25 protein-coding genes are annotated in these 26,408 nt (G+C 74.4%); 14 read left to right on the top strand and 11 right to left on the bottom strand.

Annotated elements, in window-relative coordinates; all coding sequences use genetic code 11:
* Positions 1-85: 85 nt before the first annotated feature.
* Both ACI78Z_RS05780 and ACI78Z_RS05785 read left to right on the top strand, forming a co-directional pair.
* Entirely contained in the window at positions 86-1,687 is a 1,602-nt protein-coding gene (locus ACI78Z_RS05780; protein ID WP_457035572.1) for a M28 family metallopeptidase, read from the top strand.
* 178 nt (positions 1,688-1,865) lie between these two features.
* Positions 1,866-2,711, top strand: a complete 846-nt coding sequence (locus ACI78Z_RS05785; RefSeq protein WP_457035573.1) for a Bax inhibitor-1/YccA family protein — start codon at positions 1,866-1,868, stop codon at positions 2,709-2,711.
* A gap of 188 nt (positions 2,712-2,899) precedes the next feature.
* Here ACI78Z_RS05785 and ACI78Z_RS05790 read toward each other — a convergent pair whose 3' ends face one another.
* Together ACI78Z_RS05790 and ACI78Z_RS05795 are read right to left on the bottom strand one after the other, a co-directional pair.
* A complete protein-coding gene (locus ACI78Z_RS05790) occupies positions 2,900-4,120 on the bottom strand; it encodes an acetyl-CoA C-acetyltransferase (RefSeq protein WP_457035574.1) in 1,221 nt (406 codons plus the stop codon).
* An 87-nt stretch (positions 4,121-4,207) separates the two neighbouring features.
* Positions 4,208-5,230 (bottom strand): SGNH/GDSL hydrolase family protein, encoded by a 1,023-nt coding sequence (locus ACI78Z_RS05795; protein ID WP_457035575.1) that lies wholly within the window; start codon positions 5,228-5,230, stop codon positions 4,208-4,210.
* A 69-nt stretch (positions 5,231-5,299) separates the two neighbouring features.
* On the opposite strand from ACI78Z_RS05795, the gene ACI78Z_RS05800 reads away from it, so the two are divergent.
* Positions 5,300-6,652: a DUF2252 domain-containing protein gene (locus tag ACI78Z_RS05800; RefSeq protein WP_457035576.1), complete on the top strand. Its 1,353-nt coding sequence runs from the start codon at positions 5,300-5,302 to the stop codon at positions 6,650-6,652.
* Positions 6,653-6,668: 16 nt separating this feature from the next.
* Here ACI78Z_RS05800 and ACI78Z_RS05805 read toward each other — a convergent pair whose 3' ends face one another.
* The gene (locus ACI78Z_RS05805) at positions 6,669-8,654 is read right to left on the bottom strand and encodes a VWA domain-containing protein (protein ID WP_457035577.1); all 1,986 of its coding nucleotides are present in this window, start codon (positions 8,652-8,654) and stop codon (positions 6,669-6,671) included.
* Between the two features lie 2 nt (positions 8,655-8,656).
* On the bottom strand, positions 8,657-10,111 hold the full coding sequence (locus ACI78Z_RS05810; RefSeq protein WP_457035578.1) for a sigma 54-interacting transcriptional regulator: 1,455 nt from the start codon (positions 10,109-10,111) through the stop codon (positions 8,657-8,659).
* A gap of 70 nt (positions 10,112-10,181) precedes the next feature.
* Between ACI78Z_RS05810 and ilvA the strand changes: the two genes are divergently transcribed.
* The 4 genes from ilvA (at position 10,182) to ACI78Z_RS05830 (ending at position 15,473) form a co-directional block, all read left to right on the top strand.
* On the top strand, positions 10,182-11,405 hold the full coding sequence (gene ilvA / locus ACI78Z_RS05815) for a threonine ammonia-lyase (RefSeq protein WP_457035579.1): 1,224 nt from the start codon (positions 10,182-10,184) through the stop codon (positions 11,403-11,405).
* A 93-nt stretch (positions 11,406-11,498) separates the two neighbouring features.
* Positions 11,499-12,491, top strand: coding sequence for an ATP-binding cassette domain-containing protein (locus tag ACI78Z_RS05820; protein ID WP_457035580.1), 993 nt, complete (start codon positions 11,499-11,501; stop codon positions 12,489-12,491).
* Entirely contained in the window at positions 12,488-13,297 is an 810-nt protein-coding gene (locus ACI78Z_RS05825) for an ABC transporter permease (RefSeq protein ID WP_457035581.1), read from the top strand. Before ACI78Z_RS05820 ends, ACI78Z_RS05825 begins: the two co-directional genes overlap by 4 nt.
* Positions 13,298-13,415: 118 nt before the next feature.
* Positions 13,416-15,473, top strand: coding sequence for a M3 family metallopeptidase (locus tag ACI78Z_RS05830; protein ID WP_457035582.1), 2,058 nt, complete (start codon positions 13,416-13,418; stop codon positions 15,471-15,473).
* A 120-nt stretch (positions 15,474-15,593) separates the two neighbouring features.
* On the opposite strand, the gene ACI78Z_RS05835 is transcribed toward ACI78Z_RS05830, so the two are convergent.
* Entirely contained in the window at positions 15,594-15,923 is a 330-nt protein-coding gene (locus ACI78Z_RS05835) for an RNHCP domain-containing protein (RefSeq protein ID WP_457035583.1), read from the bottom strand.
* Between the two features lie 13 nt (positions 15,924-15,936).
* Entirely contained in the window at positions 15,937-16,440 is a 504-nt protein-coding gene (gene greA, locus ACI78Z_RS05840) for a transcription elongation factor GreA (protein WP_457035584.1), read from the bottom strand.
* A 217-nt stretch (positions 16,441-16,657) separates the two neighbouring features.
* Between greA and mca the strand changes: the two genes are divergently transcribed.
* Together mca and ACI78Z_RS05850 are read left to right on the top strand one after the other, a co-directional pair.
* On the top strand, positions 16,658-17,545 hold the full coding sequence (gene mca, locus ACI78Z_RS05845; RefSeq protein ID WP_457035585.1) for a mycothiol conjugate amidase Mca: 888 nt from the start codon (positions 16,658-16,660) through the stop codon (positions 17,543-17,545).
* Entirely contained in the window at positions 17,542-17,868 is a 327-nt protein-coding gene (locus ACI78Z_RS05850) for a hypothetical protein (protein WP_457035586.1), read from the top strand. Before mca ends, ACI78Z_RS05850 begins: the two co-directional genes overlap by 4 nt.
* 27 nt (positions 17,869-17,895) lie before the next feature.
* On the opposite strand, the gene ACI78Z_RS05855 is transcribed toward ACI78Z_RS05850, so the two are convergent.
* Positions 17,896-18,459, bottom strand: coding sequence for an AMIN-like domain-containing (lipo)protein (locus ACI78Z_RS05855; protein ID WP_457035587.1), 564 nt, complete (start codon positions 18,457-18,459; stop codon positions 17,896-17,898).
* A 233-nt stretch (positions 18,460-18,692) separates the two neighbouring features.
* On the opposite strand from ACI78Z_RS05855, the gene ACI78Z_RS05860 reads away from it, so the two are divergent.
* The gene (locus ACI78Z_RS05860; protein WP_457035588.1) at positions 18,693-19,238 is read left to right on the top strand and encodes a phosphate-starvation-inducible PsiE family protein; all 546 of its coding nucleotides are present in this window, start codon (positions 18,693-18,695) and stop codon (positions 19,236-19,238) included.
* Between the two features lie 64 nt (positions 19,239-19,302).
* Positions 19,303-19,503: a hypothetical protein gene (locus ACI78Z_RS05865; RefSeq protein WP_457035589.1), complete on the top strand. Its 201-nt coding sequence runs from the start codon at positions 19,303-19,305 to the stop codon at positions 19,501-19,503.
* A gap of 133 nt (positions 19,504-19,636) precedes the next feature.
* On the opposite strand, the gene ACI78Z_RS05870 is transcribed toward ACI78Z_RS05865, so the two are convergent.
* From ACI78Z_RS05870 to ACI78Z_RS05885, 4 genes are read right to left on the bottom strand one after another with little or no spacing between them, the layout of a single operon-like run.
* Positions 19,637-20,050, bottom strand: coding sequence for a Fur family transcriptional regulator (locus tag ACI78Z_RS05870; RefSeq protein WP_457035590.1), 414 nt, complete (start codon positions 20,048-20,050; stop codon positions 19,637-19,639).
* Complete coding sequence (locus ACI78Z_RS05875; protein WP_457035591.1) at positions 20,047-21,075, bottom strand: iron chelate uptake ABC transporter family permease subunit; 1,029 nt, start codon at positions 21,073-21,075, stop codon at positions 20,047-20,049. The genes ACI78Z_RS05870 and ACI78Z_RS05875 overlap by 4 nt, the downstream gene beginning before the upstream one ends.
* 1 nt (position 21,076) lies before the next feature.
* Positions 21,077-21,856, bottom strand: coding sequence for a metal ABC transporter ATP-binding protein (locus tag ACI78Z_RS05880; protein ID WP_457035592.1), 780 nt, complete (start codon positions 21,854-21,856; stop codon positions 21,077-21,079).
* Positions 21,853-22,722, bottom strand: a complete 870-nt coding sequence (locus ACI78Z_RS05885) for a metal ABC transporter substrate-binding protein (protein WP_457035593.1) — start codon at positions 22,720-22,722, stop codon at positions 21,853-21,855. The genes ACI78Z_RS05880 and ACI78Z_RS05885 overlap by 4 nt, the downstream gene beginning before the upstream one ends.
* A 299-nt stretch (positions 22,723-23,021) precedes the next feature.
* Here ACI78Z_RS05885 and ACI78Z_RS05890 point away from each other — a divergent pair, with 299 nt between their 5' ends.
* From ACI78Z_RS05890 to ACI78Z_RS05900, 3 genes are read left to right on the top strand one after another with little or no spacing between them, the layout of a single operon-like run.
* Positions 23,022-25,019 carry a thioredoxin domain-containing protein gene (locus ACI78Z_RS05890; RefSeq protein WP_457035594.1) on the top strand — a complete coding sequence of 666 codons (1,998 nt, stop codon included), beginning with the start codon at positions 23,022-23,024 and terminating at the stop codon, positions 25,017-25,019.
* Between the two features lie 56 nt (positions 25,020-25,075).
* Complete coding sequence (locus ACI78Z_RS05895; protein ID WP_457035595.1) at positions 25,076-25,696, top strand: hypothetical protein; 621 nt, start codon at positions 25,076-25,078, stop codon at positions 25,694-25,696.
* Between the two features lie 19 nt (positions 25,697-25,715).
* Positions 25,716-26,378, top strand: coding sequence for a maleylpyruvate isomerase N-terminal domain-containing protein (locus ACI78Z_RS05900; RefSeq protein ID WP_457035596.1), 663 nt, complete (start codon positions 25,716-25,718; stop codon positions 26,376-26,378).
* Positions 26,379-26,408 lie beyond the last annotated feature (30 nt).

A 26,408-nucleotide genomic window follows, 5' to 3' on the forward strand; every position in this document is an offset into this window, starting at 1 on the left:
TACGCACTGTGACACGACGGAGAGTCGCAGGGGTCACCCAGGGTGTCTCACCGTGGAGGCACCCGCGAGCAGAGGGAGACCCTGCATGACCCGAACCCGCGCCCGCCGGCCACGACTGGTGGCGCTCGGCGCCGCCGGCGCGATGGCACTGGCGGGCACCGTCGCCGCGGCCGGCCCGGCCGCGGCCGCACCGGTCGCCGCTCCGGCCTGCGGCGAGCGGACCGGCCTCACCGTCGCCGAGCTGACCGGCTGCGTGACCCTCGACGGGGTCATGGAGCACCTGGAGGAGTTCCAGGAGATCGCCACCGAAAACTCCGGGACCCGCGCCTCCGGGACGCCGGGCTACGACGCCTCGGTGGACTACGTCGAGCGGATGCTCGGGAAGGCCGGCTGGGAGGTCTCCCGGCAGGAGTTCCCGTTCCCCTTCTTCGAACTGCGGGGCAGCTCGTTCAGCCGCGTCGCCCCCACCGCGACGACGTACGCGGTCGGCACCGACTACGTGCCCATGACCTACACCGGCAGCGGTTCGGTGGACGACGGCGCCGTCACCCCGGTCGACATCGATTCCGCGAACAGCGGCTGCGAGGCGGCCGACTTCGCCGCCTTCCCCGCCGGGTCCGTGGCCCTCGTCCAGCGGGGCGCCTGCGCCTTCGGCGTCAAGGCGGCCAACGCCGAGGCCGCGAACGCCTCCGCGGTCATCGTGTTCAACAACGTGGAGGGTCCGCTCAACGGCACCCTGGGCAACCCCGGGGTCGGCATCCCCGTCCTCGGCGTCCCGACCACCCTCGGGCGGGACCTCGCCGTCGCGGGCACGACGGTCGACCTCACCGTGGACGCGACCAGCGAGGTCCGCACCACCGAGAACGTCGTCGCCGAACTGCCGGGTGCGACGTCGGACAACGTGGTCATGGCCGGTGCCCACCTCGACTCGGTGCTCGCGGGCCCGGGCATCAACGACAACGGCAGCGGGAGTGCGGCGCTCCTGGCGGTGGCGGAGAACCTCGCCGGCACCGAACTGCCCAACACCGTGCGGTTCGCCTGGTGGGGTGCCGAGGAGCTCGGGCTGCTGGGCTCGGAGCACTACGTCGCGTCGCTGACCGCCGAGGAGCGCGAGGACATCGGGCTGTACCTGAACTTCGACATGGTCGGCTCGCCCAACTTCGCCCGGATGATCTACGACGGGGACCAGTCCGCGTTCGCGGCACCGGTCGCCGTCCCGGAGGGCTCGGCGCAGATCGAGTACGTCTTCGAGGACTTCTACGAGGCGCAGGAGCTCTTCTACGAGGGCTCGGAGTTCAGCGGCCGCAGCGACTACCAGGCCTTCATCGAGGCGGGCATCCCCTCCGGTGGCCTGTTCACCGGTGCGGAGGTCCTCAAGCAGGAGTACCAGGCGGCGGCTTACGGCGGTGAGGCGGGCGTCGCCTACGACCCCAACTACCACCAGGTCGGGGACGACATCACCAACCTGTCCGAGGAGGCGCTGGACCAGAACTCCGACGCCATCGCCTACGCGGTGCTGACGCTGGCCCATGACACCCAGCGGGTCAACGGCGTCGTCGGCGAGCCGGTCCCCGGCGGCACCTTCGAGGAGGACCCGACGGACCGCCAGTACCGCATCGGGGCGCAGCGGCCGGCCGGTGGCGGGGGTCTGGAGCACGACCACGACCACGGCGGCGACGCCATCTGAACCCGGTCCGCGGGGCCGGCGGTCGATGCCGTCGGCCCCGCGTGGCGTCTGTCGCACCCCTCGTCCGGGTGTCCGGCCGACGTCCAGGAACGCACCGGGACGTTCTGGCGTTGACCTGGACGAGTGGGGTGCAGGACCGTGGGCCCCACGACAGCCCGGTCACCTCGAGGAGATGACGATGCCCAGCCACAACCCGGTCTTCGGCCGGGGGTTCCAGAACACGGGCCCCGGCTACGGCCAGCAGTCCGCCCCGTGGGGTGGCACGCCGCAGTACGGAGCTCCCCAGTACGGCTACGGGACGCAGGACCCCTACGCCGCGCCGGCGCCGTACGCCCAGTCGCCGTACGCGCCGCCCACCACCCGCTACATGACGATGGACGACGTCGTCCAGAAGACGGGCCTGTCCTTCCTGGTCACCGTCCTCTCGGCCGCCGTCACCTGGGCGCTGCTCCCGCAGGAGCTGGCGTTCGGGCTGGCCCTGCCCGCGGTCCTCGTGGCCCTGGTGCTCGGCCTGGTGATCTCGTTCAAGCAGATCGCCAACCCGGTCGCCACCCTGTCCTACGGCGCGCTGTACGGCATCGCGCTCGGGGCCATCAGCGAGGCGTTCAACGCCGTCTACCCCGGCATCGTGATGCAGGCGCTGGTCGGCACCTTCGGCGTCTTCGCCGGCATGCTGGTCGTCTACAAGACCGGCGCCATCCGGGTCACCCCCAAGCTGACCCGCTGGATCGTCGGCGCGATGTTCGGTGTGCTGGCGCTGGTCCTGGTCAACCTGGTGGCCGGCTTCTTCGTCCCCGGCGGCCTGGGCCTGCGTGACGGCGGCACCCTGTCGATCGTCTTCAGCCTGGTCGTGATCGGTGTCGCGGCGTTCTCGCTGCTGCTCGACTTCGACATGGCCGACGAGGCGATCCGTCGCGGTGCTCCCGCCAAGTTCGCCTGGTACATCGCCTTCGGCCTGCTCATCACGGTCGTCTGGCTGTACCTGGAGATCCTGCGGCTGCTGTCGTACTTCCAGAACGACTGAAGAAGGACCCCGTCCTCCCCACCCTTCGCAGGCTCAGGGTGGGACCCGGGACGGGGCCGTGGAACAGCAGTGGCCCGGTCCCCGCGAGGGGGCCGGGCCACTGGCCGTTGGAGGTGACGTGCTGGAACGGCCCCCTTGCAGGGTCCCGCCGCGAGCTCGCGAGTGGCGGGGGGCAAGGGGGTCCTTTGTCAGGAGAGGCGCTCCAGGACCATCGCCATGCCCATGCCGCCGCCGACGCACATCGTCTCCAGGCCGAAGGTCTTGTCCTCGGTCTGCAGGCCGTTGATGAGCGTGCCGGTGATCCGGGCGCCGGTCATGCCGAACGGGTGCCCGACGGCGATCGCGCCGCCGTGCACGTTGAGCCGGTCGATGTCGATGCCCAGGTCGCGGTAGCTGGGGATCACCTGCGCGGCGAACGCCTCGTTGATCTCGACCAGGTCGATGTCGCCGATGCTCATCCCGGCCCGCTGCAGCGCGAGCTTGGAGGCGTCGACCGGGCCGTAGCCCATGATCTCCGGCGACAGTCCGGTGACCGCGGTGGAGACGATGCGGGCCAGCGGGGTGAGGCCGAGGTCGCGGGCCTTCGTGTCGCTCATGACGACCACCGCGGCGGCGCCGTCGTTGAGCGGGCAGGCGTTGCCCGCGGTGACCCGGCCGTCGGGGCGGAAGACCGGCTTGAGACCGGCGATGCCCTCCAGCGTGGTGCCGGCGCGCGGGCTGTCGTCCTTGCTGACCACGGTGCCGTCGGGCGTGGTGACCGGGGTGATCTCCCGCTCCCAGAAGCCCGCGCCCAGCGCCTGCTCCGCCAGGTTCTGGCTGCGGACGGCGAACTCGTCCATCTCCTGCCGGGAGACGTCCTTGAGCAGCGCCAGGTTCTCCGCGGTCTGCCCCATGGCGATGTAGACGTCGGGGACCTCGCCGTTCCCGCGCGGGTCGGTCCAGGAGTCCGCGCCGCTCTCGGCGGTCTTGGCCACCCGGGCCTGGGCGTCGGCGAAGGCGGGGTTCTGGGTGTCGGGCAGCGAGTCGCTGTTGCCCTTGACGAAACGGGACACCATCTCGACGCCGGCGGAGATGAAGACGTCGCCCTCGCCGGCCTTGATCGCGTGCATGGCCATGCGGGTGGTCTGCAGCGAGGAGGAGCAGTACCGGGTGATCGTCGTCCCGGGCAAGTGGTCCATGCCGAGCAGGACGCTGACGACGCGGCCCATGTTGTGACCCTGCTCTCCGCCGGGCAGGCCGCAGCCGAGGATCAGGTCGTCGATGTCGGTGGGGTCGAGGGCGGGCACCTTGTCCAGGGCCGCGCGCACGATGGTGGCGGTGAGGTCGTCGGGTCGCAGGTCCTTGAGCGAGCCCTTGAACGCGCGGCCGATGGGCGAGCGCGCGGTCGCGACGATGACGGCTTCGGGCATGGGTCCTCCACGATGAGGGGATCCGACGACGGGGCGCCGGACGTCGGGTCACCCCCGAACCTACTCCCCGGTAGCGGGACACCGGCCTCAGCCGAGCGGCGTGCCCTCCGCGGCGCGCTCGGCCTGCTCGGGCGTCGGCAGGTCCGGCGGCCGGCGGCGGCGCAGCCGGGCCCACGGGCCCCGCGGACCGGTCTCCTGACCGCGGACGGCGGTCGCCTGGACCTCGGTGCCGGTCCGGCCGGCCGCCCGGGCGGCGGCCGTCGCGACCGGGCGGACGGTGTCGCGGCGCAGGTTGCGCAGCCCCCGGTCGGCCGCGGCCGGCCAGACGCCGAGCGAGTCGGCGATGGAGGGCAGCAGGACGGCGGCCGCCGCGGCGTAGCCGGCCGCGCTCGGGTGGAACTCGTCGACGCTGAACAGGTCCTGGTCCTCGGCGAACGAGGGGCCGAGGACCGAGCCCAGCGACACGGTGCGCCCGCCGGCCTCGACGACCGCGATGGTCTGCGCGGCGGCCAGCTGCCGGCTCCACCGGCGGGCCAGCCAGCGCAGCGGCCGCCCGATCGGACGCACGGTGCCGAGGTCGGGGCAGGTGCCGACGACGACCTGCGTGCCGGCCTCGGTGAGCCGGTGGACGGCGTCGCGCAGGTGCCGGACGGAGACCTCGGGCGCGGTGCGGCTGGTGACGTCGTTCGCCCCGATCATGATCAGGGCGACGGTCGGGTGTTCCAGGAGGGCCTTGTCGACCTGCTCGTCCAGCTGCCAGGACTTCGCGCCGGACACGGCCAGCCGCACCAGCCGGACGGGGCGCTCGGCCAGCTCGGCCAGCGCCGCGGCGAGCAGCACGCCGGGGGTCTGGGCGGCGCGCTCGACGCCGAGGCCGGCCGCGGTGGAGTCACCGAGCACGGCGAGGACGATGGGCCGGCCGCGGCCGCGACCGTAGACGCCGTCACCCGGGGGCGGGGTGGCCTTGACGGTGCGGGACTCCACGTGGCGCCGGGCGGAGCGGGCCTGCTGCCGGAGCACGGCGAGCATCCCGGCCCCGGCCAGGCCCAGCCCGCCGCCGCCGTAAGCGGCCCCCGTGGCCAGCCGCCATGCCGTGGTCGCTCGAGTCACCGCCGCTCCGTCCGCTCGGGAGTGGTGCACACCTGTCCCAGCAGGCTAACCGCCCCCTACGGTCGCCTCGTGGCTGAATCCCTCGCACGGGTCACCCAGGGTGATCGCTCCCAGCAGATCGTGGACGTGCTCGTCGACGCCTTCTCCGAGCTGATGAGCGCCGACGCCGACGCGTTCCGCGCCAAGTTCCGCAAGATGGCGGCCGACCCGTTCGCCTTCTACCGGGGCACCGCCTGCCTGTTCTACGCCGACATGGCCGCGTTCGAAGACCGCTGGTCCGACGAGCGGACCAGCCGGGTGTGGATCCAGGGCGACCTGCACGCGGAGAACTTCGGCACCTACATGGACGGCGCGGGACGGATCGTCTTCGACGTCAACGACTTCGACGAGGCCTACGTCGGGCACGTCAGCTGGGACCTGCGCCGGTTCGCCGCCAGCTTCGCGCTGCTCGCCTGGCGCAAGGCCTTCGGCGACGAGGTCATCTCCGACCTGCTGCGCGGCTACCTCACCGGCTACCTCGACCAGGTCCGCGCGTTCACCCGCCTCGAGGACGACAAGTCCTTCGCGCTGGTCCGGGAGAACACCGAGGGCGCGGTGCACGACGCGATCCTGCGGACCAGCGCCCGCAGCCGCTCGGCGCTGCTGGACCGGATGACCGTCGTCGAGGACTACCAGCGGCGCTTCGCCGACGGTCCGCGCACCCGGCGGCTCGAGGACGCCGAGCGCGCGCGGGTGCTCGACGCCCTGGCCCGCTACCGGGAGACGGTGTTCCCGCCCCGGCGGCGCCGCGACGTCGCCTACGACGTCAAGGACGTCGTCGCCACCGGCGGCTTCGGCATCGGCAGCGCCGGGCTGCCGGCCTACAACGTGCTGCTCGAGGGGTACGACCAGGCCCTGGAGAACGACGTCGTCCTCTCGCTCAAGCAGGGCAACGTGCCGGCCCCCAGCCGCATCGTGCGCGATCCGGAGATCCGGGCGTCCTTCGAGCACGAGGGTCACCGGACGGCGATCTCGCAGCGTGCGCTCCAGGCCAACGCCTCGCAGTTCCTCGGCCACACCGAGATCGACGGCGTGGGCTTCGTCGTCCAGGAGCTCTCGCCGTACGAGGTCGACCTGGACTGGGACGACCTGACCGAGCCGGAGGAAATCGCCCCGGTGCTGGTCCAGCTGGGCCGGGCGACGGCGAAGATGCACTGTGTCGGGGACGTCGACAGCGACCACACCCTGGTGCCGTTCCAGACCGAGGAGGCGGTCACCGAGCTGGTCGGGGACCGGCAGGAGGAGTTCGTCGCCGACATCGTCGGCTTCGCGCACGACTACGCCCACCGCACCCAGGACGACTTCCGGCTGTTCGTCGACGCCTTCCGGGCGGGCCGGATCCCCGGGATCAGCTCGAGCGGCTCGCACCCGGTCCGGCGCTGAGCCCACCTACCGCCGCTCAGCGCGCCCGGCGGCCCCGTCGGGTGCGCAGGTAGTCCGCGACGACGTACTCGCCGAGGCGCTCGCTGTCGGGGGTGAACACCCGCCCGCCGGCCCGCTGGGTGATGTCGTGGACGAAGTGCACCAGCCCCGGCTCCGGGTCGAGGGCGAAGACGTTCATCGTCGCCCCCGAGCGGGCCACCCGCTCCACCTCGGCGACGGTGCGGGCGATCGTCTCCGGCATCGGCGGCCAGCAGAAGAACGGCGTCCCGTCGTCCTCCAGGTGGGCGGTCGGCTCGCCGTCGGTGACCACGAGCACCACCGGCTCGGCGTCCTTGTGCCGGGCGAGGAAGCGGCGGGCCAGCATCAGCCCGTGCTGCAGGTTGGTGCCCTGCAGCGTGTCCACGCTCAGCTCGGCGAGGGTCTCCGGCCGCAGCACCTGGGCGGTGGAGGAGAAGCCGATGATCTGGATGGCGTCCTGCGGGAAGCGGGTGGTCACCAGCGAGTGCAGCGCCATCGCCGTCGACTTGGCCGCGCCCCACGTACCGCGCAGCGCCATGGAGTAGGAGAGGTCGACCAGCAGCGCGACCGCGGCCCCGGTGCGCCGCTCGGTCTCGACGACCTCGAAGTCCTCGACGGCGATGCGCACCGCCCGGTCGTCGTCCGCACGCGGCTCGTGCGCGGTGCGCAGCACGGCGTTCTTCACCGTCCGGACGACGTCCAGCGGCTGCTCGTCGCCGAACCGCCACTCCCGCGAGCTGCCGGTCAGCTCCCCGGCGGCACCGGCGTCGGCGACGTCGTGCTCCCCGCGGCCGGTGGCGTCGAGCTGGGCGAAGACGCGGCGCAGCGCGGTCGCGCCCAGCCGCCGCACCGCCTTGGGGGAGAGCTCCAGCTTGCCGTCGGAGCGGTTGAGGTAGCCCTGCCGCTCTAGCTCGCGCTCCATCTGGCGCAGCGCGGCGAGGTCGTCGACGGCGGGCCGGCCGAGCGCCCGCTCGAGCAGCTCCTCGTCGACGTCGGCCAGCGAGGCCCCGGCGTAGCCCTGGGAGAGCTGGTTGGACAGCGCCTCGAGGTCGGCCAGCTCGGCGACGGCGGTGGTGGCGTCGCCCAGGCCGAGGGACTGCTCGCCGTCGGGCACCTGCCCGCGCTGGCCCCACGGCAGGTCGGGCCGGGCCTGGCGGAGGGCGTCCTGCAGGTGCGCCATCTCGCTGGCCAGGCCCATGTCCTGCATCGTCTGGGCCATCAGGTCGGCCAGCTCGGCCCGCTGCTCGGGGGAGAGGCCGGCCATCATCCGCTCCTGCGCGGCCGCCCGCCGGGCCAGGGAGTCGATCAACTCCTCGACCGACTGCGGGTCGTCGGGGAAGAACTGGCCATGCTTGTCCATGAAGTCGCGGAACCGCTCGTCGGTGTCCTCGCCGCGGTTGTGCGCGTCGATGAGCTGCGAGAGGTCGGCGACCATGTCCTTGATCGCCTGCACGTCACCCTCGGTGGCGTTCTCCAGCGCCTGCTTCATCGAGGCGAAGGAGCTGTCGAGCACCTCGCGGCGCAGCAGGTCCTGGATCCGCTCGTAGGCCTGGCGGGCCTCGGCCGAGCGCCAGTCGTACTCCTTGAGCGCCCGGACGGCGCCCGCCGTGTCCTCGGGCAGCGCGTCGAGCTCGGCCTCCTTGAGCCGGGCCATGTCGTCGGGGTCGGGGAACAGCTCCCGCCGCTCGGCCTCGACGGCGCGGTCGAGCAGCTCGCGGACCTCCTGCAGCGTGCCGTCCAGCCGCCCCGCGTTGCGCGCCTGGCGCAGCCGCTCGCGGACCGACCGGCGCAGCTCGTCCAGCCCGCGCCGGCCGTCCATGCCCCGGCGCAGCAGCTCGCGCAGCGCCTCACGGACGCCGCTGCCGCCGAGCACCGAGTCGCCGATCTCGTCGACCGCGCTGCCCAGGTCGTACGGCGGCGCCAGCGGATCGGGCCCGCCCCGCCAGCGCCCGTACCGGTAGCCCTTCCCGGGCCGCCTCACCATCGTCAGGCCCCGTAGACCGTGCGTGGGCCGTCGGTGTCCTTGGCCAGCCGGCGGGTCAGGTAGAGCCCCTCCAGGGCGAACTCCACCGCGGCGGCGGCCTGCTCGGCCGACTGCTCGCCCTCCGGCACGCCCAGGCGTCCCAGCAGCTCGGCGAGCTTCGGGATGGTGCCCAGCTGGCCGAGCAGCGCGGCGGCCGGCACCAGCTCGCCGGACTCGACGGTCTCCCCGCCGGTGAAGTGCTCCTGCAGGCCGGTGAGGTCCAGCCCGGCGCAGCGGGCCCGGAAGGTCTGGGCGGTCGCCTGGCGCAGCAGGTGCTCGAGCACCTCCAGCTCCCGCTCGTCGTCCGGGTCGGAGCCGGAGTCGGCGAACTCGACCTTGCCGCGGCTGGCCGGGACGATGCTGGGCAGGTCGACGACGCGGGCGACCGGCCGGGTCTCCCCGGCGACGGCGGCCCGGCGGACGGCGGAGGCGGCCACCGTCTCCAGCCCGGCGATGGCGAAGCGGGCGCTGACGCCGGAGCGCTGGTCGACGTGGTTGGAGTCGCGGACCAGCCGGGTGAAGCGGGCGACGATCTCGGCCAGGTGCTCCGGGATCAGCGGCCTGTCCAGCGCGCCGTCCGACAGCCAGCCGGTGCGCGCCTCCTGGTGCAGCAGCCGGACCTCGTCGGCGAGCTCGATCGGGTAGTGGGTGCGCACCTCGGCGCCGAAGCGGTCCTTGAGCGGGGTGATGATCCGGCCGCGGTTGGTGTAGTCCTCGGGGTTGGCGCTGGCGACCAGCAGCAGGTCCAGCGGCAGCCGCACCCGGTAGCCGCGGATCTGGATGTCCCGCTCCTCGAGCACGTTGAGCAGTGCCACCTGGATGCGCTCGGCGAGGTCGGGCAGCTCGTTGACGCTGAAGATGCCGCGGTTGGTGCGGGGGACCAGGCCGTAGTGCACCGTCTCGGGGTCGCCCAGGGTGCGGCCCTCGGCCACCTTGATCGGGTCGACGTCGCCGATGAGGTCGCCGACGCTGGTGTCGGGGGTGGCCAGCTTCTCGCCGAACCGCTCGCTGCGGTGCAGCCAGCCCACGGGGGTGGCGTCCCCGTGCTCGGCGATCTGCCGGTGCGCCCACACGCTGATCGGGGCCAGCGGGTGCTCGTTGAGCTCGCTGCCGGTGAGCACCGGCGTCCACTCGTCGAGCAGGCCGACCAGGGTGCGGATCAGCCGGGTCTTGCCCTGGCCGCGCTCACCGAGCAGGACCAGGTCGTGGCCGGCGATGAGGGCCCGCTCGACCTCGGGCACGACGGTGTCGTCGAAGCCGACGATGCCGGGCAGGGACGGCTCGCCGGCGCCCAGGCGGGCGAGCAGGTTGGCGCGGATCTCGGCCTTGACGGGCCGGAAGGCGGCCCCGCTGTCGCGGAGCTCGCCCAGGGTCGTGGGAGCGGGGGGAGCGGAGGCGGGAACGCCGGGGTCCGTCACCCCAGCCACGGTACGACGCGGAGCACTCTGCGGTCACCGGTCCGGCTCGTCGGCCTGCGAGGATCGCCGCGTGGGTCCCACGGACACCCCCCTGGTGAGCGGCGCGGACGTCGAGGCCGCGGCCGCGCTGCTGGACGACGTCGTCCGGCACACGCCGCTGGAGCACTCCCGCGCGCTGGCCGAGCGGGTCGGCGGCCCGGTGTGGCTCAAGTGCGAGAACCTGCAGCGCACCGGCTCCTTCAAGATCCGCGGCGCCTACACCCGGCTGGCGCGGCTCCCCCTCGAGGAGCGGGCGCGGGGCGTCGTCGCCGCCAGCGCCGGCAACCACGCGCAGGGCGTCGCCCTCGCCGCCCAGCTGCTCGGCATCCGGGCCACCGTGTTCATGCCGGAGAGCGCGCCGCTGCCCAAGGTGGCGGCCACCCGCGGCTACGGCGCGGAGGCGCGGCTGGGCGGCGCCTCGCTGACCGAGGCCCTGGCGGCGGCGGCCGAGCACGCGCAGCGCACCGGCGCGGTGTTCATCCACCCGTTCGACCACGCGGACGTGATCGCCGGGCAGGGGACGGTCGGCCTGGAGGTCCTCGACCAGTGCCCCGACGTCGCGACCGTCGTCGTGTGCACCGGCGGCGGCGGACTGGTCTCCGGCATCGCGGCGGCGGTGCGGGCGCGCCGTCCCGGCGTCCGGGTGGTCGGCGTGCAGGCCGCCGCGGCCGCCGCGTTCCCCGGGTCGCTGGCCGCCGGCCGGCCGGTGGCGCTGCCGGAGATGACCACGATGGCCGACGGCATCGCCGTCGGCGCGCCCGGGGAGCTGACGTTCGCGCACGTCCGGGACCTCGTCGACGAGGTGCGCACGGTCAGCGAGGAGGACCTGTCCCAGGCGCTGCTGTTCTGCCTGGAGCGGGCCAAGCTCGTCGTCGAGCCGGCCGGCGTGGCCGCGGTGGCCGCCGTGCTCGCCGACCCCGCCGCCTTCGCGCCGCCGGTGGTCGCGATCGTCTCCGGCGGCAACATCGACCCGGTCCTGCTGCTCAAGGTCGTGCAGCACGGCATGGCCGCGGCCGGGCGCTACCAGTCGCTGCGGCTGCGGGTGCCCGACCGGCCGGGGTCGCTGGCCGCGGTGCTCGGTGAGCTGGCCCAGGTCGGCGCCAACGTCCTGGAGGTCGAGCACGAGCGGACGGCGACCCGGCTGGGGCTGGGGGAGGTCGAGGTCTTCGTCGTCCTGGAGACCCGCGGGCCCGAGCACGCCCAGGAGGTGCTGGCCCGGCTCGACCGGGCCGGGTACGCGGTGACCACCGGCTGAACGATGAGTCCCGGCGCCGGCCCGGGTCTGCCGTCGCGTGGAGAACCCGAAAACCGGTCGGAACTGTCGGTCCTCGCATCTAGCGTTGCGGTCATGAGCGACGCGATCGTCGTCGAGGGGCTGGTCAAGCGCTTCGGCGCGACCACCGCCCTCGGCGGGGTGGACCTGACCGTGGAGGAGGGCTCCGTCCTCGGGCTGCTGGGGCCCAACGGCGCGGGCAAGACGACGGTGGTGCGGATCCTCACCACGCTGCTGCGCGCGGACGAGGGGCGGGCCGAGGTGGTGGGGCTCGACGTGGTGCGCGACGCCGACGCGGTGCGTGCCGCCATCGGGCTGACCGGTCAGTACGCCGCGGTCGACGAGTACCTCACCGGCGCGGAGAACCTCGAGATGGTCGGCCGGCTCTACCGGCTGGGCCGCGGCGAGGCGCGGTCGCGGGCGCGCGAGCTGCTGGCGCGCTTCGACCTGACCGAGGCCGCCGACCGGCCGGCCAAGACCTACTCCGGTGGCATGCGCCGCCGGCTGGACATCGCGGCCTCGCTGATCGCCCGGCCGAGAGTGCTGTTCCTCGACGAGCCGACGACGGGGTTGGACCCGCGCAGCCGGCTGGCGATGTGGGAGTTCATCGCCGACCTCGCCGACGGCGGGACGACGATCCTGCTGACCACCCAGTACCTGGAGGAGGCCGACCGGCTGGCCGACCGGATGGTGGTCATCGACCGCGGCCGGGTGATCGCCCGCGGCACCGCCGACGAGCTCAAGGCGCAGGTGGGTGGCCAGCGGCTGGAGTTCACCGTGACGACCGCCGCCGTCCTGCCCGACATCGTGGCGCGGCTGCGCGGGCTGGCCGTCGACGAGCCGCACGTCGACGAGCAGGCGCGCCGGCTCAGCCTGCCGGTGTCCGGCGGGGCGGAGGTGCTGGCCGAGGCCCTGCAGCGGCTGGACGGGTACACCGCGGAGATCGTCGACGTGGGCCTGCGGCGTCCCGACCTCGACGACGTCTTCCTCGCCCTCACCGGCCACGCGGCGGAGGAGACCGCCACCGACCCGCAGGCACAGCCGGCCACGACCGGGGGGATGGCATGAACAGCCTCGCGACGACGCTGTCGGACAGCGTCGTCATCACCAAGCGCAACCTGATCAAGGTGAAGCGGGTGCCGGACCTCATCGTGTTCGCGACGCTCTCGCCGATCATGTTCGTGGTGATGTTCCGCTACGTGTTCGGCGGCGCGATCGGCGGACTGCCCCCGGGAGTCAGCTACGCGGAGTTCCTGCTGCCCGGGATCTTCGCCCAGACCGTGGTGTTCGGGAGCACCATCACCGGCGCCTCGCTGGCCGACGACCTGCAGAAGGGCCTGATCGACCGGTTCCGTTCCCTGCCCATGTCCCGTTCGGCCGTGCTCGTCGGGCGCACGGTCGCCGACCTGGGCCTCAACGCCATCTCGATCGCCGTCATGGCCCTGACCGGGCTGGTCGTCGGGTGGCGGATCAACTCGTCGTTCGGCGAGGCGGTCGGCGGCTTCCTCGTGCTGCTGGTGTTCGCCTACGCGGTCTCCTGGCTGATGGCGGTGGTCGGGCTGATGGTCCGGACACCGGAGGTGGTGCAGAACGCCAGCTTCATCGTCATCTTCCCGCTGACGTTCGTGGCCAGCACTTTCGTCCCGTTGGAGACCTTCCCGTCGGTGCTGCGGACCTTCGCGGAGTGGAACCCGGTGTCGGCGGTCGCGCAGGCAGCCCGGGAGCTCTTCGGCAACTTCCCGGCCGGCGCCCCGGTGCCCGACGTGTGGTCGCTGCAGAACCCGGTGCTCTACACGCTGATCTGGACGGCGGTCATCCTGGCGGTCTTCGTGCCGCTGTCGGTGCGGCTCTACCAGCGCACCGCGACGCGGTGACACCGCAGCCCTACCGGACCGCACCGCGACCAGGAGCCGTCCCCGGCGAGCGTTGAGCCCCGCCGCGGGCCCTCCGGGCCCGCCGACGGGCACGACCCCGGAGTGTCACAGTGTGCCCGTGCCTGCCTCCGCCGCCCCAGCCGCCGACAACCCGCTGCTCGAGCCGTCCACACTGCCGCTGCAGCTGCCGCCCTTCGCGGCGATCACCCTCGAGCACTGCCGCGAGGCGGTGCTGGCCGGGATGGCCGAGCAGCGGGCCGAGGCCGCCGCCATCGTGGCCTCGCCCGGGCCGCCGACGTTCGAGGACACCGTCGTCGCGCTGGAGCGGTCCGGCCGGCTGTACCGCCGCGCCGGCGCGGTCTTCCACAACCTCGCCTCCTCGGTCGCCACCGACCGGCTGCGGGAGATCGAGCGGGAGCTGGCCCCGCTGGAGGCCGCGCACGCCGACGCCCTGCGGCTGGACCCCGACCTGTTCGCGCGGATCGATGCCGTCCACGCGCGGCGGCACGAGTCCGGTCCGGACGCCGAGGCCGTCCGGCTGGTGGAGCGCTACCACCTGGACTTCGTGCTCGCCGGTGCGCGGCTCGACGAGGCCGGCCGCGCCCGGCTGAGCGAGCTCAACCGGGAGCTGTCGGAGCTGTCGACGCGGTTCGGGCAGAACCTGCAGCTGGCCACGGAGGCGGCCGCGGTGGTGGTCTCGGACGCTGCCGAGCTCGACGGGCTGAGCCCCGAGGAGGTCGCCGCCGCGGGCCGCGCCGCCGCCGACCGCGGGGTGGCCGGGTTCCTCATCCCGCTGCTGCTGCCCACCGGCCAGCCAGTCCTGACCAAGCTGCGCAACCGGGACCTGCGCCGCCGGGTCTTCGAGGCCTCGGTCACCCGGGCGTCGGGCGGTGAGCACGACAACGGGCCGGTCGCGGTGCGGATCGCCCGGTTGCGCGCCGAGCGCGCCCGCCTGCTCGGCTTCGACACCCACGCCGACCTGGTGCTCGCCGACCAGACCGCACGCAGCACCGAGGCCGTCGACGCGATGCTCGGCCGGATGGTCGGCCCGTCGCTGGCGAACGCGCAGGCCGAGGCCGCTGCGCTGGGCGAGGTGGCGGCGCGGGACGGCGTGACCGACCTGGCGCCCTGGGACTGGGCCTTCTACAGCGAGCGGGTGCGCGCCGAGCGGTACTCGGTCGACACCACGGCGCTGCGGCCGTGGTTCGAGCTGGACCGGGTGCTCGTCGACGGCGTCTTCGCCGCCGCGGAGCGGCTCTACGGCTACCGCTTCACGCCCCGCCCAGACCTCGCCGGCTACCACCCCGACGTCCGCGTCTGGGAGGTCACCGGCGCGGCGGGGGAGACGGTCGGCCTGTACCTCGGCGACTTCTACGCCCGTGAGGGCAAGCGCGGCGGGGCCTGGATGAGCTCGTTCGTCACCCAGTCGCGGCTGCTGGGCACCCGGCCGGTGGTGGTGAACAACCTCAACGTCACCCGCGGGGCCGACGGGCAGCCCACCCTGCTCACCCTCGACGAGGTGAACACGCTCTTCCACGAGTTCGGCCACACGCTGCACGGCCTGAGCTCCGCCGTCACCTACCCCCGGTTCGCCGGCACCAGCGTGCCGCGGGACTTCGTCGAGTTCCCGAGCCAGGTCAACGAGATGTGGGCGCTGTGGCCGGAGGTGCTGGCCGGCTACGCGCGACACGTGGACACCGGCGATCCGCTGCCGGCCAGCGTCGTCGAGGCGATCGAGGCCGCGCAGCTGTGGGGCGAGGGCTTCGCGACGCTGGAGTACCTGGCGGCCACGCTGCTCGACCAGGCCTGGCACCGCATCACCCCGGAGACCGAGGTCGGCGACCCGCAGGAGTTCGAGCGGGCCGCGCTCGAGGCGGCCGGCGTCGCCTACGACCTGGTGCCGCCGCGCTACCGGACGACGTACTTCCAGCACGTCTTCGCGGGGGGTTACGCGGCCGGCTACTACTCCTACATCTGGTCGGAGGTGCTGGACGCCGACACCGTGGAGTGGTTCAAGGAGAACGGCGGGCTGCGGCGGGAGAACGGCGAGGTCTTCCGGTCGCGGCTGCTCGCCGTCGGCGGGTCGGTGGACCCGCTGGAGGCCTTCCGCGCCGTCCGCGGCCGGGATGCCGACCCCACGCCCCTGCTCCGCCGCCGGGGGTTGTTGCCGGCCTGAGCCGACACGCTCTGTCGTGACGAGTGGGGGCCAGGAGGGTCCCCGCGAGGAGCGACGCAGCGGCTCGACGGCGGTCGGGGACGGCGCCTGGCCGCGGTGTCGGCCGGTAGGCCGACGATGTCAGAGCCAGGGCAGCGAGAGGACGACGTCGAGGTCGTCGGGGGCGTCGCCCTCGCGGACCAGCCGGTTGGGCTGGCGGTGGCCGCACGCCGTGCAGCGGTGGACCACCTGCCAGCCCTTGCCCGACTTCTCCACCAGGCCGATCGGCTCCATCGGCGCCCGGCAGTCACTCGCCCGGTCGCCGGGGAGGTCGTCGACGTGCAGCGACCACAGGCACACCGGGCAGTGGTTGCGGTAGTGGCCGTCGGTGTTCGCCGGCACCGCCGACCCGCAGTGCACGCAGGCGAACCCGGTGTTCTCCGCCCTCCGGGAGCGGACCGGACGGGTCACGCAGCGCCCTCGGTCAGGGGACGAAGGGCTCGACGGCGACGACGTCGACGGTGATGTCGCGGCCGTTGGGCGCCTGGTAGGTGACCGTCGCACCGGGGGCGGCGCCCAGGATGGCCGAGCCGAGCGCCGACTCGGGGGAGTAGACCTGCAGCCCCGTCGTCCCGGCGATCTCGCGTGAGCCGAGGAGGAACTTCTCGGTCTCGTCCTCACCCCGGAAGCGGATGGTGATCACGGTGCCGGTGGCGGCGTGCGTCGCCGTCGTGGGCGCGTCGCCGACACGGGCCTTCCGCAGCAGGTCCTCCAGCTGGCGGATGCGGGCCTCCTGCTTGCCCTGCTCGTCCTTGGCGGCGTGGTAGCCGCCGTTCTCGCGGAGGTCGCCCTCCTCGCGGCGGGCGTTGATCTCGGCGGCCATGGCCGGTCGGCCCGCCACCAGCTGGTCGAGCTCGGCCTTGAGCCGGTCGTGGGCCTCCTGGGTCAGCCAGACGCCCTGGTTCTGCTCGTCAGTGGGGGTGGACACGGCGGTGCTCCTGAAATGTCGGTGGCCGCCCCCCGCGTGGGGAGCGGCCGCGTTCAGAACGGCCAACGTAACACCGTCGGCCGGGTCGGTGTTCCCACCCGCGTCGGCCGCCGGGAATCCGGAACGGTAGCGGACCGCAGCGTGACGAGCGCCACGAACACCCGATCGGGGGCCCCGGCGGCGGCGGCACCCGGTGCGGCCGGGGGATGATGTCGGGGTGACCGAAGCAGACCCGCTGCGCCTGCTCGCCGTGCACGCCCATCCCGACGACGAGTCGAGCAAGGGCGCCGCGACCATGGCCAAGTACGTCGCGGAAGGCGTCCGCGTCATGGTGGCGACGTGCACCGGGGGTGAGCGCGGGTCGGTGCTCAACCCGGCGCTGGACCGGCCCGACGTCTGGGAGCGCCTGCCGGAGATCCGCCGGGAGGAGATGGCCCGGGCCCGCGAGATCCTCGGCGTCGAGCAGGAGTTCCTCGGCTTCGTGGACTCCGGGCTGCCCGAGGGTGACCCGCTGCCGCCGCTGCCCGAGGAGTGCTTCGCGCTGGTGCCGACCGAGGAGGCGGCCGCGCCGCTGGTCGAGCTGATCCGCCGGTTCAGGCCGCACGTGATCACCACCTACGACGAGCGCGGCGGCTATCCGCACCCGGACCACATCAAGACCCACGAGGTCTCGGTGCACGCCTTCGACGCCGCCGGCGACCCCGACCGCTACCCCCAGCTGGGCGAGCCCTGGCAGCCGCTCAAGCTCTACTACCACATGGGCTTCACGCTGCCGCGGACGCGGGCGCTGCACGAGGCCATCCTCGCCTCGGGTGCGGAGTCGCCCTACGCCGAGTGGCTGGAGAACTGGGACCCCGACCGGGACCTGTCCCACCGGGTCACCACGAAGGTGCCCTGCGCCGAGTACTTCGCCGTCCGGGACGCCGCACTCATCGCGCACGCCACCCAGATCGACCCGAACGGCCGCTGGTTCGCCTGCCCGCTGGAGGTCCAGCAGCGGGTCTGGCCCACCGAGGACTACGAGCTGGCCCGGTCGGTCGTCGACTCGCCGGTGCCCGAGGACGACCTGTTCGCCGGCGTGCGGAGTGAGGTGGTGGTCCGATGATGGAGGTCGTGCTGCTGGCCGCCGAGCAGCAGATACCCGAGGACGTCGGCAAGGCGGGCCCCATCGGCGCCCTGCTGACCGTGCTGCTCTTCCTCGCCGTCCTGCTGCTGGTGAAGTCGATGACCACGCACCTCAAGCGGGTGCCGCGCAGCTTCGACACCGAGGACGACGCCCCGCGGGTCGTCGTGCCCGACACCCCGGCCGAACTGCTCGACCCCCGGCCCGAGCCGGGGCAGGCGCTGCTCGACACGCTGCGCCGGGCGCCCCGGGCCATCGAGGGGCCCCGCCGTGACGACGACCGGCCGGGCGCCGGGGCGGGCTGACCGGCCGGCCGTCGCCGGGAGGTGCGGCTACCAGCGGTGCGCCACGTCGATCACCAGGCGCGGGGTGTGGTCGGAGTTCGGCGTGCCGTCGAGGGTGAACACGCGGAACGGCAGCCGGGCGCGGACACCGAGGGCCAGGGTCGTGGAGCCCTCGAAGGAGCCGGCGTAGGCCACCTGGCGGAACGTGCGGTAGCCGGCGACGTCCACGACCTCCCGGGGGTCGGCCGGCAGGAACGTCGGACGGCCCTGCTCGTCGTACGCGGGTGCGCGCACCACGATCTCCAGGTCGGCGGCGCCGCGGACCGGCACCGCGTCCCCGGAGCCGTCCTGCCGCACGACCGGCACGTAGCGCACCGAGTAGGAGCCGAAGGTGGCGTCCTCCCCGCCCACGTCGACGACGAGCCGGTCGAAGCAGTCGTGCCGACCGGAGCGGACGTCGAACACCACCTCCCGGTCGCCGCGGTCGGCGCTCTCCGGCTGCGAGCCCCAGGTGATCCCGCAGTAGGGACTCGCACCCGCCGAGGCGGGCGCGACCACCCCCAGCACAGCGAGGGTGGAGACGGCGAGGACGAGGAACCGGGACCGGCTCATGGCAGGCCTCCTGGGGAGTGGTGGCGACGGCAGGATCCGCCCGACACGGCACCCGGCGCCATGGCTGTCGACATGTCGACTCGACGAAGCATCTCGCCTCCTCCCGGCAGGACTTGACAGGTGTCTCGGGCGCGCCTCCGACTGCTTCTCGTCAGCTCGTGATATGGACCATCCAGGTGACCCCCCGACTCCTGGGGGTCGCCACGCGCCGTCGGACGGGCCAGGATCCCGGGATGGCCCAGCGACGGCACGACCCCGAGCAGCGCGTCCCCCCGCCGGGTTTCGGCCGGGTCGGCACCCGGGTGCTGGAGGTGGCCGAGAACGTCGTCTACGCCGGCATCGCGCTGTTCCTCGTCCTGGCCGCGCTGGCCCTGCTGGTGCTGGCCGCACGGACGACGTGGTCGCTGACCGGGGACCTCTCGCAGGCGCCGATGCTCGAGCTGCTCGACGTCCTGCTGCTGGTGTTCATCGTGGTCGAGCTGCTGTTCGCCGTCCGGACGACGGTGGAGAAGCGGGAGCTCGTCGCCGAGCCGTTCCTGGTCATCGGGATCATCGCCTCGATCAAGGAGATCGTCGTCCTGTCGGTCGAGGCCGCGGGCGTCGTCGGCGACGGGGCGGGCTTCACCGACCGCATCACCGAGATCGGCGTCCTGGGCGTGCTCGTGCTGCTGCTGGGGGGCACGTCGTGGCTGCTGCGCCGCAAGGAGCGGGAGCCGGACGAGGGGGAGGGCGGCGGCCCCACCCCGGCGCCGGAGCCCGCCGCGGAGTCGCCCGGGTAGCCGGCCGGTGTCCCCTGCACCCCGGCGCCGTCCGGGCCGGGGTGCACGGTCGGCCGGCGTCGCGGTGGATCCGTACCGGTGGGCCGAGACCGACGACCGCCTCCACCAGCGGGACGGGCAGGCCGGCGCCCGGGTCGCCGTCCGGTGCGCAGCCACCCGCGAGGACGCCGCGGGAATCCCGCACGGTCTCCTGCAGACGGTGGCCCGGCTGCGTGCCACCGACCCCGACGTCCGCCGCCGGCTCGGCCCGGGCGGGACCGGCTGATGGCCCGCGCCACCGGCACCCGGCCGGTCGTGCGCCTGGAGAGCACCGCCGGTCGTCCGCACCATCGAGACTCGGGTCGGACCCGGTGAGGTGGGTGCCCGGCCTGCTCGTCCTCGGTCGCGCGCCGGAGTCCTCAGCGTGCGGCGCAGGCCGCGCAGGTGCCGAAGACCTCGAGCTGGTGCTGGACGTCGGCGAAGCCGTGCTCGGCGGCGATCTTGGCGGCCCAGCGCTCGACCGGCGGGTCGGCGACCTCGACGGTGCGGCCGCAGGAGCGGCACACCAGGTGGTGGTGGTGCACCGGCGAGCACCGCCGGTAGACCGCCTCGCCGTCGGCGCCGCGCAGGAGGTCGACCTGCCCGTCGTCGACCAGGGCCTGCAGCGCCCGGTAGACCGTGGCCAGGCCCACCGAGTCGCCGCGGGCGCGGAGCATCGCGTGCAGGTCCTGGGCGCTGCGGAAGTCGTCGAGCTCCTCGAGCAGGGCCAGCACGGCGCTGCGCTGCCGGGTGTTCCGGCGGGCCGGCACCCCCGCGGGTTCGGGATGGGTCACGGTCGCCCCGCCTTCCCGGCGACCGGCGCGGGGGCCGGGTGCTCGCCGTGCTCGTCGTAGTGCACGCCGGCGCCGGTGTGGTGCGGGGCGTGCAGGTGGCCGTCGTGGTCGTAGTCGACGTGGTCGCCGTGCGGCACCGCCGGGTGTCCGCAGCCGGCGCCGTGCTCGTGCGGGTGGGCGGCGTGCACCTCGGCCTGCCGCTGGTGCCGGCGGCGGGCGGTCGCCTCGCGGACCGCGGTCACGGTGGTGACCAGCAGGAACAGCGCGATGGCCAGCAGCACGATCGTGCCGCCGGAGGGGGTGCCGGTGTAGTAGGAGGCGCTGGTGCCGGCGACGCTGACCCCCAGGCCGATCCCGCAGGCCAGGTAGACGGTCTGGCGGAAGCTGCGGGCCAGCAGCTGCGCGACCGCGCTGGGCACGATCATCAGCGCGCTGATCAGCAGCAGGCCGACCACCCGCATGGACAGCACGACGGTGGCGGCGACCAGGACGGCGAGCACGGTGTTGAGCGCCAGCACCGGCAGGCCGACCGCGCGGGCGTACTCCTCGTCGTCGCTGACCGCGTAGAGCCGCTGTCCGAGCAGCCACACGACGGCGAGCACGACGAGGGTGATGACGCCGAACACCGCGACGTCCGCCGCGGTGGTCGTGGTGATCGCGCCGAACAGGTAGGCCTCGAGGTTGGTCGCCTGCCCGCGCGGGGCGAGGCTGAGCAGCACCACGCCGCCGGCGATGCCCCCGTAGAAGAGGACGGCGAGCGCGACGTCGCCGCTGGTGCGGCCGCGGGCGCGGACCAGTTCGATGAGTACGGCGCCGAGCACGGCCGCCACGAGTGCCGTGCCGACCGGGGCGGTGGCGGTCAGGACGCCGACCGCCACCCCGGTGAGCGCGACGTGGCCGAGGCCGTCACCGAGCAGGGAGAGCCGGCGCTGCACCAGGAACACGCCGACCGCCGGCGCCACCAGCCCGACCATCAGCGAGGCCAGCAGCGCCCGCTGCATGAACCCGTACTCCAGGACCTCCACCTCAGCGGCCTCCGTCCGTCGTCACCCGCGGCTGGTCCTGGCGGTACCCGCGCGCCGGCGGCAGGCCCGTGTCCTCCGGGTGGTGGTGCCCGTCATCGGTGGCCTCGGCCCCGGCGAGCGGCCCGTCGAAGGCGATCCGCCCGTGGTCGACGACGACCGCCCGGGACAGCACTCCGCTGAGCGGTCCGATCTCGTGGGTCACGACCACCAGTGTGGTGCCCGCGGCGGACACGGCGGCCAGGACCGCGGCCAGCGCGTCCTGGCTGGCGGCGTCCACCCCGGCGGTGGGCTCGTCCATGACCAGCAACTCCGGCTCGGCGGCCAGTGCCCTGGCCACCAGCACCCGGCGCTGCTGCCCGCCGGACAGCGACGCGACCGGGTCGTGCATGCGGTCGGCCAGCCCGACGGCGGCCACGGCGTCGGCGACCGCGGCCCGGTCGGCCGGGCGCAGCCGGCCGAACAGCCCGTGCCGGGCCAGCCGGCCCACGCCGACCACCTCGCGCACCGTGGCCGGCACCGCGCCGGTGACGGTGTGCCGCTGGGGGACGTAGCCGATCCGGCCGCGGGCGCGGGGCCGGCCGACCGGGGCGCCGAGCACCTCGACCTGGCCGCCGAGCACGGTCGCCAGGCCGAGCAGGCCGCGGGCGAGGGTGGTCTTGCCCGATCCGTTGGAGCCGAGGACGGCGACCGCCTCGCCGTGCGCCACGGTCAGGTCGACGTCCTGCACGACGGCCACGTCGCCGTAGCCGATGCGCGCCCCGCGCAGCCGGATCGCGCTCATGCGCAGGACTGGCCCTCCTGCAGCGTGGCCAGGTTGGCCCGCATGACCTCGAGGTAGTCGCTGCCGGCCGACTCGTCGGTCAGCCCCTCGAGCGGGTCCAGGACGGCGGTGGCCACCCCGGACTCGGCGGCGACGGTCTCGGCGACGGCCGGGTCGACGAGGGTCTCGGTGTAGACGGTGGTCACCCCGCGCTCCCGCACGAGCGTCGCGATCTCGGCCAGCTGCGCGGGGTCGGGCTCCAGCGACGGGCTCAGCCCGCTGATGCCGACCACCTCGAAACCGTAGCGGTCGGCCAGGTAGCCGAACGCGTCGTGGCCGGTGACCAGGGTGTCCACCGCGCAGTTCGCCAGGGCGGCCTGCATCTCGCCGTCCAGCGCCTCCAGGTCGGCGCGCAGTGCGGCGGCGTTCTGCTCGTAGCTCGCCGCGCCGTCGGGGTCGCGCTCACCGAGCTCCGCGGCCAGGGCGTCACCGACGGCGGCCAGGCGCACCGGGTCCAGCCAGAAGTGCGGGTCGACGGGCGCCTCGCCCTCCTCGGCGTGCTCGGCGTGCTCCTCGGCGGTCTCCCCCTCGTGCCCGTCCTCCTCCGCGGTCAGGGAGAGGTCGGCGGCCTGGCCGGCGTCCCAGGCGGTGTCGGCGGCCTCGGTCGTCGCGGCCTCGTCCAGGGCGGGCTGGAAGCCCTCCAGGTAGACGAGGAGGTCGGACTCGGCGACCGCGGCGACGTCCTGCGGGGCCAGCTCCAGGTCGTGCGCCTCCGCGCCGGGCGGGGTCAGCGAGGAGACGTCGACCCGCTCCCCGCCCACGCGGGCCGCGGCCCACTCCAGCGGGTAGAAGCCGGCGACCACGGCCAGGCCGCCCGACCCGTCCACCGCCGGCTCGGCGGATCCGCCGCTCCCTGCGCTGCCTCCACACCCGGTCAGGAGGAGGGTGCCGGCAGTGGCAGCGGCGGCTGCCAACGTGCTGTGGGAACGGATCGACGAGATGGCCATGAGAACCATTCTCGCATCAAGCTCCCGACCCCGTGGAGGGGAGTCGCTCGCCGGGTGCCACGCGGTCGCCGGCGCGGACGGAGAGTCGGTCCCCTCGAGGTGTCGCGCCGCCGCGTCCGGTTGGCACGGCGACCTGCGGGGCAAGGGACGGTGAGCTCGGGACGTGAGGAGCGACCGCCGTGACCAACCGCCTGGCCGCCGCCACCAGCCCCTACCTGCTGCAGCACGCGGAGAACCCGGTCGACTGGTGGGAGTGGGGCGAGGAGGCCTTCGCCGAGGCCCGGCGCCGGGACGTGCCCGTCCTGCTCAGCGTCGGCTACGCCGCCTGCCACTGGTGCCACGTGATGGCGCACGAGTCCTTCGAGGACGAGGCGACGGCGGCGCAGATGAACGACGGGTTCGTGTGCGTGAAGGTCGACCGCGAGGAGCGGCCGGACGTCGACAGCGTCTACATGGCCGCCACCCAGGCGCTGACCGGCTCCGGCGGCTGGCCGATGACGGTGTTCACCACACCCGACGGCCGGCCGTTCTACTGCGGCACCTACTTCCCGCCCCGGCCCGCGCACGGGATGCCGTCGTTCCGCCAGCTGCTGGCCGCGGTCACCGACGCCTGGCGGACGCGGCGCGCGGACCTGGAGGGGGCCGGCACCCGCATCGCCGAGGGCATCTCCGCCCGGCTGGACCTGGGGACGCCGACCCCGATCACGGCCGAGCTGCTCGACCGCGCCGTCGCCGCGCTGGCCCAGGGGTACGACGAGCGCTGGGGCGGCTTCGGCGGTGCCCCGAAGTTCCCGCCGTCCCTGGTGCTGGAGTTCCTGCTCCGCCACGCCGCCCGCACCGGCGACGAGCGGGCGCTGCGGATGGCGCGCGGCACGTTCGAGGCGATGGCCCGCGGCGGCATCCACGACCAGCTCGCCGGCGGCTTCGCCCGCTACTCCGTCGACGCGCAGTGGGTCGTGCCGCACTTCGAGAAGATGCTCTACGACAACGCCCTGCTGCTGCGCGGCTACCTGCACCTGTGGCGGGCGACCGGCGAGGAGTGGGCCCGCCGGGTCGCCGACGCGACCGCCGCCTTCCTCGTCCGCGACCTCGGCACGCCCGAGGGCGGCTTCGCCTCCGCGCTGGACGCCGACACCGAGGGCGTCGAGGGGCTCACCTACGTGTGGACGCGGGCAGAGCTGGTCGAGGTGCTCGGCGCGGACGACGGGGCCTGGGCCGCCGAGGTGTTCGCGGTGACCGAGCACGGCACCTTCGAGCACGGCACCTCGACGCTGCAGCTGCTGCGCGACCCCGACGACCCGGCCCGGCTGGCGTCCGTGCAGGAGCGCCTCATGGCGGCCCGGGCGCAGCGACCGCAGCCGGCGCGCGACGACAAGGTGGTGACCGCCTGGAACGGGCTGGCGATCGCCGCCCTGGCCGAGCACGGCGTGCTCACCGGGACGCCGTCCTCGGTCGACGCGGCGCGGCGGGCGGCGGCGCTGCTCGCCGACGTGCACCGGGTCGACGGGCGGCTGCGCCGGGCCTCGCGGGACGGCGTCGCAGGCGCGCCGGCCGGGGTGCTCGAGGACTACGGCGACCTCGCCGAGGGGCTGCTCGCGCTGCACCAGGCCACCGGCGAGGGGCGCTGGCTGGACCTGGCCGGCGACCTGCTGGACGTCGTCGCCGAGCAGTTCGTGGACGCCGACGGGTGGCACGACACCGCGGCCGACGCCGAGGCGCTGGTGCACCGGCCGTTCGACCCGGCCGACGGTCCCACGCCGTCCGGCATCGCCGCCGTGGCCGGGGCCGCCGTGTCCTACGCCGCGTCGGCCGGCGCGCCACGGCACCGGGAGCTCGGTGAGGCGGCCGTGGGCTCGCTGGCCCGGCTCGCCGAGCGCGCGCCGCAGGCGGTGGGCTGGGCCCTCGCGGTGGGGGAGGCGCTCGTGACCGGCCCACTGGAGGTCGCGGTGAGCGGACCGGCCGGGCCCGAGCGCGATGCCCTCGCGGCCGCCGCCCGGGCCTCGACCAGCCCGGGCGCGGTGGTGGTCGTCGGCGAGCCCGACCAGCCCGGCGTCCCGCTGCTGGCCGGCCGCCCGCTGGTCGACGGCCGGCCGGTCGCCTACGTGTGCCGGGGGTTCGTCTGCTCCGCGCCCGTCACGGACGTGTCCGCTCTGGGCGCAGCGATGGCCCCTTCCTGACGTCGCCCGCCGGGCTTACCGTGTAAGTGTGTAATCACTCGACACGGGAGGCCGTCGTGCACGGACACCACCGATTCCCCTCCGAGAACCCCTTCGCCGGGATGCGCGGCGGGTTCCGCGGCCCGCGGGGTCGCGGCCCCGGCGGTCGCGGCCGGGGCCCGGACGCCCCGCCGCCCGCCGAGCGCGGCGAGGTCGCCGGCTGGTTCGCCGGGCGGCTGCCCGACGACTGGTTCACCGGCCCGGTCGAGCTCACCGTCGACCGCGACGAGATCACCGTCATCGGCACCCTGGCCGAGCCGGAGGCCGGCGAGGGCGACCCCGCGGCGGCGCGGGCCGGCCGGATCGCCCGCTTCCGCGAGGAGACCCGCGAGCAGCGCATGGCGATCGCCGATGCCGCGCAGGCCCGCTACGGCCGCTCGGTCGCCTGGGGCGCGGCCTGCGGCGACGTCCGGGAGGTCTTCACCAACCTCTCGGTGCCGGTGATGACCCGGCTGCGCCAGCCCGAGCGGCTGGTCCTCGACACCCTCGTGGACGCCGGGGTCGCCCGGTCCCGCTCCGAGGCGCTGGCCTGGGCGGTCCGGCTGGTCGCACAGCACACCGACGACTGGCTCGGCGAGCTGCGCGCGGCGATGGCCTCGGTCGAGGAGGTCCGGGCCCGCGGCCCCCAGGTGGACTGAGCTCTGCCACGCTGCCCGGGTGTCCTCGTCGACGGAGCTGCTCCCGGCCACCTACCGGTCCCTGTCCGCGCTGGTCACGGACCTGCGGCCGGAGGAGGCCTGGCAGCCGACCGGGTGCGCCGGGTGGGCGGTCCTGGACCTGACCCTGCACCTGGTCGACGACGCCCGCCGGGGCCTGGTCGCGCTGGCCACCCCGGCGGACGGGCCGGCCACCAGCGACGCGGTCGCCTACTGGCGGTCCTGGCAGCCGACCGCGGCGCAGGACGAGGACGTCGCCTGGCGCACCCGCGTCCGCGCCAGCGTCGCCGGCGGGCTCGCCGAGCTGTCCGGGGTGTATGCGGAGCTCGTCGCGGCCGTGACCGTGCTCGCCGGGCGGACCCTGCCCGACGACCTGGTCGCCACCCAGGGCCACGTCCTGCGCGCCGGCGACCTGCTGTCCTCGCTCGCCGTGGAGGCCGCGGTGCACCACCTGGACCTGGTGGCGCACCTGGACCGGCCCGGCCCCTCGCCGGACGCCCTCGCGGAGGTGCGCCGGGTGCTCGAGGGGCTGCTCGGCGGCCCGCTGCCCGAGGCGTGGGACGACGCCACCGCGGCCCGGCGCGGCACCGGCCGCGAACCGCTGGACGACCGCGACGGCGCCGTCCTGGGGGCGGCCGCGGAGCGGTTCCCTCTGTTCGGATGACACCGCGGTCCTCCGGACCGCACCGCGGCC

This window comes from Geodermatophilus sp. SYSU D01176 (assembly GCF_054050015.1).

Coding starts and splice junctions, on each gene's coding strand:
- ACI78Z_RS05780 (WP_457035572.1), top strand. CDS start 86: ATGACCCGAACCCGCGCCCGCCGGCCACGACTGGTGGCGCTCGGCGCC.
- ACI78Z_RS05785 (WP_457035573.1), top strand. CDS start 1,866: ATGCCCAGCCACAACCCGGTCTTCGGCCGGGGGTTCCAGAACACGGGC.
- ACI78Z_RS05790 (WP_457035574.1), bottom strand. CDS start 4,120: ATGCCCGAAGCCGTCATCGTCGCGACCGCGCGCTCGCCCATCGGCCGC.
- ACI78Z_RS05805 (WP_457035577.1), bottom strand. CDS start 8,654: ATGGTGAGGCGGCCCGGGAAGGGCTACCGGTACGGGCGCTGGCGGGGC.
- ACI78Z_RS05820 (WP_457035580.1), top strand. CDS start 11,499: ATGAGCGACGCGATCGTCGTCGAGGGGCTGGTCAAGCGCTTCGGCGCG.
- ACI78Z_RS05825 (WP_457035581.1), top strand. CDS start 12,488: ATGAACAGCCTCGCGACGACGCTGTCGGACAGCGTCGTCATCACCAAG.
- ACI78Z_RS05850 (WP_457035586.1), top strand. CDS start 17,542: ATGATGGAGGTCGTGCTGCTGGCCGCCGAGCAGCAGATACCCGAGGAC.
- ACI78Z_RS05855 (WP_457035587.1), bottom strand. CDS start 18,459: ATGAGCCGGTCCCGGTTCCTCGTCCTCGCCGTCTCCACCCTCGCTGTG.
- ACI78Z_RS05860 (WP_457035588.1), top strand. CDS start 18,693: ATGGCCCAGCGACGGCACGACCCCGAGCAGCGCGTCCCCCCGCCGGGT.
- ACI78Z_RS05880 (WP_457035592.1), bottom strand. CDS start 21,856: ATGAGCGCGATCCGGCTGCGCGGGGCGCGCATCGGCTACGGCGACGTG.